Genomic DNA, 9,751 nt, shown 5'->3' on the forward strand with positions numbered 1-9,751 from the left:
CCTCCTAATCCATTTCGTCCATCTTAAATAAAGAAATTTTCATTGCTTCACCACGATACTCAGCTTCCCATTCTTCACCATCCAAGATCACTTTCATTCTCCTGTGCATAATACTCTGTGGGAAGTCGTATTCTGCAGCACCGATCAACAGTGTCTTTCTTTCCTCTTTCCAGTCCAGTGTAATCTGATTTGAGATCCCTTTTTCATATCCATAATCGTCACCCGCATCCTCATACAGCGTAAAATGCGCATCCTTCCCCGGATAAATATGGATCTTAAGAGGTGTTTCTACCTCCTCAGAGGCATACTGCATCCCCTGCTCCATCGGAAGGATAGAACCTGCTTTGACAAATACAGGAATACGCATTAGATCAACATGGATATCGATCCACTGACCACCCTCGTACTGTGTCCCATTTTCCAGATCGATCCAGCGCTCCCCTTCCGGCAGATAACACCTCCAAATCTTCGAATTCTCTAATTCCCGGTTTCCCGGTCCATAAAACATCGGCTTCGTCACCGGACAGATCAGCAGACTGTCGCCAAACATAAACTCACTGTCCATACAAGCTGCAGTTTTATCCTCTGAAAAATCAAACAGGAGGCTTCGCAGCATCGTGTAGTCCTCCAGGCACACCTTTCCTGCCATAGAGTAAATATAAGGCATAAGGCGATATCTCAAGCGGATACTCTCCTCCAGCGCATCATAGAAGATCTCCCCCGGCTCACCGAAGTTCCAGATCTCCCTTGGGGTGTCCGTGCCATGAGAACGGAACATCGGGAGGAACGTTCCATATTGGAACCATCTGACATAAAGCTCCCGGTATCCCAGATCATTTACGCCTTCCTCAAAATCTCCCCGCCAGAACCATTTCATCGAGGGATCTTCCTGACATCCGCAGCCCCGGTTTTCCCATTTTTCATTGACCGTAAAGAAAGCCCCGATATCCAGCGTCCAGTAAGGCATCCCGCTTAAACACATATTCAGCCCTTCTGTGATCTGCTTTCGAAAATTCTCCCAGGTTGCACAGGTATCACCTGACCACAGCATAGTACCGTATTTCTGGCTTCCTGCATAACCGGAACGAGTCAGATTCAGGACCCGTTTCTTTGGCGCAGCCTTTCGCTGATTCTCATAGATTCCTTTCGCATGGGCCGCTGCATATAGATTGGCCCGGTCTGCACGCAGAAACTTCTTATGTTCATTTCCAACCAATTGGAATCTCTCCCATGGTTCTCTTTGGTATGCCCCGTTCCAGTCCGGTCCCGAAAAGGGCTCTGTTGAATCACACCACCAGGAATCAAACCCTCCTGAAAAAAGCTCTTCCTCGGCCTGTTTCCAGTATAGTTTTCTTGCTTCTTCATCGAAAGCATCATAGGTGGCATAATCATTTAACAAAAATCCGTGCGTCTCCATCTCATCACAATTGTCTGTACCGGAGTTCATATTCGGCCACACGGAAACCATGGTATGTACATTCATATCATGAAGGATATCGTTCATCCTGCGAAGATCAGGGTAGCGTTTCTTGTCGACCTTCTTATTCCCCCAGGCGCCGTCCTCCCATGTATTCCAATCCTGTACCACACAGTCCAGCCCGACCTTCCTTCTACGGTATTCCCTGGCAGTCTCGATCAGTTCCTCCTGATTATGGTATGCCTCCTTGGACTGCACGTAACCATAAGCCCATTTCGGCAGCATCACGGCTTTTCCTGTCAACTGGCGGTATCCCGAGATAATCTCGTCCACATTCTCTCCCACGATGAAATAGTAATCCAGCTGTTCCACCAGATCCAGATATAGGTAGGAACCCCTCCTGTCATCGTTAAAAGTCATTAAGCTTCCACAGTCCGCAAGAATTCCATATTTCTTATCGGATATGAAAAACGGGATCGGGATCCTCATATTATGCTGGTAAAGATACTGAACATTCCCACGGTAGTCATAGATTCCCTCTTCGCCTTGTCCAAGACCATGGATGTGTTCCTCCTCATCCCAGTCAAAGTACAGCTTCCCACGGTAAGCCATGTGGTCCATTGTGGGGTTTAGGTTTTCCACAAAGTTCCGTTCGCCGTCTACTGTAAGCACCCGCCGGATCATTGGTTTTTCTCCGCCCGTAGAGTAGACCATAAGAGGGGACTCCGCCAATTCCTTTTTTCCTTCCCTCAACAGGAGTCTGTCGCTTTTCTTATCCCGCCAGAGAAATCTTCCCGTCTGCTTTTCAACAGTCAACGAAATCCTGGATGTCTCAAACTGATAAACGCCGTCCTTTTCTTCCATTCTCAATCCGGCCTTTCGCTCACACTCGATTCCAATGGGGGATACCGGCAGGACCTCTTCTCGTTTTGTATAAACACACCGCACGATGTTTTCCGCAGCTCCAAAGACCGACAGTCTTCCCTCATCTGTCAGCAGTTCTGCGGATTTTCCATCCTGACTGACCGTACATGATAATATTTTCATTGTTTCGCTCTCCTTTTACATGTGCCGCTCTCCCGATACTGTTGATATTCCAGGCGGTAGTTCCCGCCCGTATATTCCTGCATCTGTCCAGCTTAAACTCTATCCCTTGACTGCGCCTGCTGTCTGACCGCCTACGATATATTTCTGGCAGGCCAGGTACATTATGATGACCGGAAGACAGGTCAGCAGGATATCTGCACAGATCAGATTCCAGCTCTTGCTGTACTGACCAAAGAAGTTGTAAACCGCCAGTGTCATCGGCCATTTTTCCGAGGAATTCAAGAAATACAAAGGCATTACAAATTCGTTCCAGGTATTTAAGAAACACAGCACCGCTGCCGTCACAATACTGGACTTTAGCATTGGCAGGATGATATTGAAAAAGAGCCGAAACGGTCCGCATCCATCGATCACAGCGGCCTCATCCAGATCAACCGGAACTTTTGAAACAAATCCGTAGATCAAGAATACTGTAAACGGCAGCTGAGTCGCAACATACAGCAGGATAATCCCTGGCACACTGTTGTTTAGATGGGTCACCTGCATAACCTTCATCAATGCAACATAGTTGACCGGGATGACGATTCCTAACACCATATACATATAGATCCCGTTGTTGAAACGGTCACGCCTGCGTGAGAAAACATAAGCCGCCATAGACCCGAGGATCACTGCGATCAGCGTCGCACACCCCGCATACAGGAAACTGTTCAAAAAACTCCGGATCAGTTTTCCCTGTTCGATCACAACAGAAAAGTTGCTGAACGTCCATTCTTTCGGCAGGGAGAGTGATAATGTAAGCGCCTCTGAATCTGACTTAAACGCATTGATTACGATTAAAGCCAGCGGAATGAGCATGATCAGAGAGATGATCCATGCCAGAACATTTTTTAAAACGTTAATTGTCGTTTTCTTCGTCTTACTATTCATTATTCCTGCACCTCGTCTTTCGTCAGAATTTTAATCATAAAGAATCCGGTCACTACCATAAAGATAAACATCACAGAACTGATCGTTGTACCTTCCGCATACAGACCCTGAGAAAATTGTTTAAATACTGCCGTGTACATTACCTCTGTCGTATGTCCCGGTCCTCCGTTAGTCAAGGCATATACCATATCGAATACCTTCAGTCCGTAGAGTACATTTAATACGATAGTCACTGCCAGCGTCTGCCTGAGCATCGGCAGTGTAATATGCAGGAACTTTTTCCAGCCGTTTGCACCGTCAATGCTGGACGCCTCGTAGTAAACCTCCGGGATAGCCAGGATCCCCACGATCAGCATTGTCATGATATATCCGGTCCCTCTCCAGATGTCGACTGCCATAACAGACCAGAATGCAATCTTAGGATCGGTAAGCCACTGCTGCGTCAGGCTGTCCAGTCCAACTGCCCTGAGCCCTTCATTTAAGAGCCCCATCTTTGGATTCAGGATGGATGTAAACACGAGGCCAATGATCAGGATAGACAGCACCGACGGCATGTACATCACGCCTCTGTGGAAATTTTTCCCCTTAATGTTCTTGCTGAGGGCAAGCGCAAACAGAAGCCCCAGTCCCGTCTTTGCCGCTGTCGTGACGGCCGTGAACAGCAGCGTGTTCGTAATATACTTGAAGTAATTTGTATCTGCGCTAAATACATTTTTAAAGTTTTCAAGCCCAACAAAATGCACCTCTTTTGAATATGCAGACCAGTCTGTAAATGAATACCCGATACCGATGATTCCCGGCACTACGCACAGAGCCGTGTAGATCAGCAGGGCACCGGCTGCAAAATACCATGGATACAACTTTGATTTTTTCACTTAGATCTTCCTCCTATCAATCCCTTTTTATTCATTTTATACAAATATCATTTCTAATCACATGCACACATTGGGCCATTTTATGTATTTTTTTAACCTTCATGGAAATAGTGCTGTACATTATGCTATACTGTTAAAGCAGCATTATATAGAAATAACTTTTGCTGCAAATCCAAACCCGGGAGGTTTTATGAGAGGTAGATCAAAGAATATCCAAAAAATCCTGTCCTCCTATTTTTTACTGATCATGCTGACGATGCTGGTACTGGCTACCGTTATCTTCTCCATCGTGCAGTACCTAAATCTGCGTTCCAACACAGAGCGTGATCTTAAGAGGACATGCTCTGCGATCGCAGCAGATATTGATCTTCAGATCAACCAAATGGACAATGTGTGCCTGAATACGATCCACTCCACACTCATCAAGGGGACTTTTTCCGATTATATCAATGAGCCTGCTACCCCGTACGAACAGAATCAGCGTAAAAACACACTTGCCAACGCTATGACAGCCGCCAAAGGGGTGGATGCCTCCATTCGGCAGGTAAATTTATACGGATTTTCAGAGGGCGGCTATGGTGCCGGGAATTATACAGGTCCTCTGAATATAGATGCACCGGATCAATACTGGTTTACAAAGACTTATGACCAACACGGGCACAGATATATCCCGCCCGCCATGCAGAATGCAAAATTTTCCCAAAGCTCAGGTACGGATACAGACAGATATTACCAATCACTGTACCGGATGTATTTTGACGATTACCAAAACCCGGCAGGCTTTGTCGAAGTGATGAAATACTATGATGTCCTGTTTGAACATGCAGATCATCCTGACAGTGACTATGATATAGATGTAGTGATCTATGATTCTTCTGGAAATGTGCTCTATCCCCTGAATGCAGACGGACTCTTCCCCTACTATTCTTATCAGGACTCTAACGGGAAAGAAGTTTATAATACCAAGAAGGGATGCCGGGAATATGTTTATTTTTCAAGAATGGAGTACAGTGGTTTTACAGCTGCCGCCTCTATACAAAGCTCAGAATTCTTTGCTCCGGTTTACCGCTCTTTGTCCTGGATCTTTCTTGTATTTTTACTGATCCTCGTACTCTGCCTGCTTTTCGCGGGTATTTTGTCCAGGAAGCTGAGTGCACCACTGAAAACGATTTACCATTTCCTCTCCAGTATTGATCCGCAGGACCAGTTTCGTGAGATTGAGATGGAAGATTCCGGAGTCATTGAGATCGATAAGCTGCGAAATTCTCTGAACGAGGCAATGCGTTCCCAGAAAGCCGCCACCAATTCGATGCTGCTTTTAAAGGAACAGGAACTACAGGCACAGATGCTGGCTCTTCAGTCACAGATGAACCCTCACTTTTTATACAACTCCCTGACAACCATCGGTGCCATGGCAGAGGATGGGATGACCAAGCCTGTTGCGCAGATGTGTCAGGACATCACCTCGATCCTGCGTTATATCTCTTCTAATAAGGAGCAGGTTTCCTCTCTGGAGGAGGAACTGGAACACTGCGATCTGTATCTGAAATGTATGAAGCTGAGGTTTGGAGATGCCCTGCAATATGAATTCGATGTGGATGATGATATGCTGGAACTGCCTGTTCCGAAATTGTGCATCCAGCTGCTGGTAGAGAATGCTGCCAAATTTACAGCCAATGTTTCCCCGCCATGGCACATTACGATCCAGGGGCATTTAGACGAACACTGCTGGTACATAGAAGTGAAGGACAATGGCCCCGGTTTTAGCGAAGAAACCACAGTACATTTAAAAAGCCAGATGGATGAGATCCTGGCAAACGGTCTGCTTCCGAGCTTGGAATTAGACGGTATGGGAATCTTAAATATTTTTATCCGGTTTTACCTGATCTACGGGATCACATTTATATTCGATTTTGGAAACCTCCCAGGAGGGGGAGCTATCGTGAAAGTAGGAGGAAGATTTCATGACGAAACTAAGCCATTATAATGTATTACTGGTAGAGGACGAACGGCTTCTGATGCAGTCCCTTTCCCGGCACATCGATGCTCTGGACGCAGGGTTTAAAGTAGCCGCCCAGGCCTCTAACGGTGCGGAGGCTCTCAAACGCCTGAAAAGTGATAACATCCATCTCGTAATGACTGACATCCGTATGCCTGTCATGGACGGACTCACTCTCGCCAAGAAAATCCATGAGCAGTATCCTCATATCCTCACAGTTATACTGACCGGATATGCTGATTTTGACTATGCCCGCGAAGCCCTGAAACAAGGTGTCTTCGATTACATGTTAAAGCCTGTCGTACAGGAAGACTTGGAAAATACCCTCGGGCGGGTCCGGCTGCAGCTGCAGAAGTTTTATGAACTCCAGGAAGATCCGACCCTGGTAGGACGGCATGCCGAGGAAATCGTGGAGTACACTGTTCTCTACATGAGAGACCATTATATGGATGATATCGACATCAGTTCCTTCTCCGCATCCATGGGATTCACTTCCGCATATCTTACCAAGATATTTAACCGCTACAAAGGAGATACCCCGTTGAAATACCTGACCGATATCAGAATCCACGAGGCCAAACAGCTGCTCACCGACACCACTCTTCCGATCCGAGAAGTCGGGGAGAGGGTCGGATATCCCGATCAATTCCATTTCAGCAAAACCTTTCGAAAGCTCACAGGGATGAATCCTACCGCTTATCGGAAAGAAAAACAAGGAAAATAGAGGCATCGGCCTGCTTGCAAAGAAATCATCAGGATTTCCCAGCATACAGGCCGGTGCCTCTGTTTTACTTACGCTTTCTTTTACTGACTTATTTCCAAGCTTCATCGCCTGCGGCTTCTGCCTGTGTTGCTCTCCTTGTGTCAATCTGTTTTAAGACGTCCTCAGAAGTCATATCTCCGATAAACATGGAGACGATATCCTGTCCGAGTTCTCCCCACTGTGGGTTCAGATATTTGATAGAATCCTGGAATACAACGCCTGCTTTGTCAAAGGAATCAAGGAATTCCTGTGTTGACTCGCTGTAAGCCGGCTGCTGTCCTGCATCATAAGGAAGGTTTTCTACTTTTGCTTCATTGTCGATCATATGCTGGATGCTGTCTTTTGTTGTGATGTATTCCAGATATTGTTTTGCTTCGTCAATATGCTTAGAACCTGAGTAAATAAATCTGGATGGTCCACATGGATGTTCGTTTAATACATCATTGTCTAAGGTTGGAATCAGGAACATTCCAAAATCTTCCTCTGTATAGGTTCCGCCTGATGCCTCTGCGATCTCTGCAATCGAACCAGGTTTTGCGATTCCCATTGCATACTCGCCACTGCCCATGATCGCCGGGAGGTCTGCATATTCATCTGACAGGTAATTATCTCCGAAATAACCCTTCTGTGCTAATCCATTCAACTGATCAAGCGCCTTTTTGAATTCCGGCACATCTGCAAATTTCACTTCATTATTATTTAACTTGTCCACGATTCCTGGAACCAGCTCTTCGAATTTGCCACCGATCTCACAGAACCACATTACGTGATGCCATCCGTCGCCCACCGGCTCGTATACCGGAGTCACACCCTTATCTAATAACTTCTTGCAGACCTCTTCGAATTCAGCAAATGTTGTCGGAACCTTTACACTGTTTTCTTCGAAGATCTTTTTGTTGTATACCATATAGTAATCTGTTGTCGTATCAAAATATGTAGCTCCATAGAGCACTCCGTCTGCAGATGTCTGCTCCTTTGCAAACTCATTGTAGTATTCAACCCATGGTTCATTTGACAGATCTACTGCATTTTCAGCTATATTATATTGTGAAACCAGGTCATAGGAGCCTGATTGTCCGCCGAAGATATCTGGCCCCTCACCGCTGTTTAATTTAGTCATCAAAAGATTGTAATACTGGTCAGCTGGTACGATCTGGTAATCGACTTTGATTCCTGTTTCTTCCTCAAACTTTTTACCAAGTTCCATCTCTGCATCATATACCCAGTCCTGGCTTGCCATAATGGATATGGTAGTTCCCTTGTCTTTGCTATCACCTTTGTCAGATGATTCTTTTTTTGAATCTGAGCCGCAGCCTGCCAGAGCACAAACTGCCATCATTCCGCTAAGTAACACTGCTACGATACGTTTTTTCATATCTGTTACCCTCCCTTTGTTTTATAACTGAATTTTATCAGCAATATTGCATATTCTCCATGTATAAACGCACACTGTTTTTGTCATTTTTTAACTTCATGTATATTTTAATACATTTCAGATCCGTTATTATGTATAATTCAATCAGCAATTTCAATCTTTTCATCAGTCAAATCGGATATTATGAATCTATTTCACTGCTTCCTTGATGAGATTAAATCTGTCAGAGTGCTCATAGAAGATATCATCACCGCAGTGCTGCCCGCATATATTTCCAAAGTATTCCTCTGAAAAAATAATTTCCTTAGGTCTGAAGATAAGAAAAGCAGATCCCTCTTTCGAGGAACCTGCTTTTCTTATCTTTTGGGAACTTGTCCCGTCAGTTCTTATTCTTCTCCGTAAAGAGTGATCAGCTTCTTAAGGTAAGCGTATCTCTCCTTAGCTTCTTTCTCGTTCAGAGCGAAGAGTTTCTCAGCCTTTTCCGGATTAGCTCTCTTAAGTGCATTGTAACGAACTTCTCCGTCAAGGAATGCCTGATAGTTCTCCAGCTTAGGCTCTTTGCTGTCCAGTGTGAACTTAGCGCCTTCTGCTGCCGGATTGTATCTGAAGTTGTTCCAGTATCCGCACTCTACTGCTAACTGCTCTTCTGTCTGAGCCTTGCTCATACCCTTCTTGATACCGTGGTTGATACATGGAGCGTAAGCAATGATGAGTGATGGTCCCGGATAAGCCTCAGCCTCTGCAATTGCTTTTACAGTCTGGTTGAAGTCCGCACCCATAGCGATCTGTGCAACGTATACATAACCGTAGCTCATTGCGATGCTTGCAAGGTCTTTCTTCTTCGTTTCTTTTCCGCCTGCTGCAAACTGTGCTGTAGCACCTGTCTTTGTAGCCTTGGAGGACTGTCCGCCTGTGTTAGAATAAACTTCTGTATCGAATACCATGATGTTGATGTCTTTTCCACTTGCTAATACGTGGTCAACACCGCCGAATCCGATATCGTAAGCCCATCCGTCACCACCGAAGATCCACTGTGACTTCTTAGCGAGGAAGTCTTTTCCTTTCAGTAATTCAGCCTAATCTGCTGAATCGCATCCGCAAGCTTCCAGAGCTGCTACCAGTTTATCTGTAGCTGTTCCGTTTGTTGCCCCGCTTCCAAATGTATCAAGGTATTCCTGAGCAGCAGCCTTTACATCAGCATTTTCTGCGTTCTCTGCAAGAGCTTCTACTTTGCCTTTCAGTCTGTCTCTGATTGTGTTCTGGGCAAGCAGCATACCGTATCCGAACTCAGCATTATCTTCGAACAGAGAGTTGCACCATGCCGGTCCTTTGCCTTCTGGTGTTA

The 9,751-nt window shown here is 45.6% G+C and carries 6 protein-coding genes and 1 pseudogene; 2 read left to right on the forward strand and 5 right to left on the reverse strand.

Annotated elements, in window-relative coordinates:
* Positions 1 to 4: 4 nt before the first annotated feature.
* From AC4OGX_RS07865 to AC4OGX_RS07875, 3 genes are all read right to left on the reverse strand, one after another.
* Complete coding sequence (locus AC4OGX_RS07865) at positions 5 to 2,464, reverse strand: glycoside hydrolase family 31 protein (RefSeq protein ID WP_493329616.1); 2,460 nt, start codon at positions 2,462 to 2,464, stop codon at positions 5 to 7.
* Positions 2,465 to 2,563: 99 nt separating this feature from the next.
* A complete protein-coding gene (locus AC4OGX_RS07870) occupies positions 2,564 to 3,394 on the reverse strand; it encodes a carbohydrate ABC transporter permease (protein WP_493329617.1) in 831 nt (276 codons plus the stop codon).
* Positions 3,394 to 4,269: a carbohydrate ABC transporter permease gene (locus tag AC4OGX_RS07875; protein WP_493329618.1), complete on the reverse strand. Its 876-nt coding sequence runs from the start codon at positions 4,267 to 4,269 to the stop codon at positions 3,394 to 3,396. The genes AC4OGX_RS07870 and AC4OGX_RS07875 overlap by 1 nt, the downstream gene beginning before the upstream one ends.
* Before the next feature lie 190 nt (positions 4,270 to 4,459).
* Between AC4OGX_RS07875 and AC4OGX_RS07880 the strand changes: the two genes are divergently transcribed.
* Both AC4OGX_RS07880 and AC4OGX_RS07885 read left to right on the forward strand, forming a co-directional pair.
* The gene (locus tag AC4OGX_RS07880) at positions 4,460 to 6,256 is read left to right on the forward strand and encodes a sensor histidine kinase (RefSeq protein WP_493329619.1); all 1,797 of its coding nucleotides are present in this window, start codon (positions 4,460 to 4,462) and stop codon (positions 6,254 to 6,256) included.
* The gene (locus tag AC4OGX_RS07885; RefSeq protein ID WP_493329620.1) at positions 6,234 to 6,992 is read left to right on the forward strand and encodes a response regulator transcription factor; all 759 of its coding nucleotides are present in this window, start codon (positions 6,234 to 6,236) and stop codon (positions 6,990 to 6,992) included. Before AC4OGX_RS07880 ends, AC4OGX_RS07885 begins: the two co-directional genes overlap by 23 nt.
* Positions 6,993 to 7,080: 88 nt before the next feature.
* Here AC4OGX_RS07885 and AC4OGX_RS07890 read toward each other — a convergent pair whose 3' ends face one another.
* Together AC4OGX_RS07890 and AC4OGX_RS07895 are read right to left on the reverse strand one after the other, a co-directional pair.
* Positions 7,081 to 8,406 (reverse strand): ABC transporter substrate-binding protein, encoded by a 1,326-nt coding sequence (locus AC4OGX_RS07890; RefSeq protein WP_493329622.1) that lies wholly within the window; start codon positions 8,404 to 8,406, stop codon positions 7,081 to 7,083.
* Positions 8,407 to 8,792: 386 nt separating this feature from the next.
* Positions 8,793 to 9,751, reverse strand: a pseudogene (locus tag AC4OGX_RS07895) (thiamine pyrophosphate-dependent enzyme); the annotation flags it as partial.

The sequence above is a fragment of the Faecalicatena sp. genome, assembly GCF_058819085.1.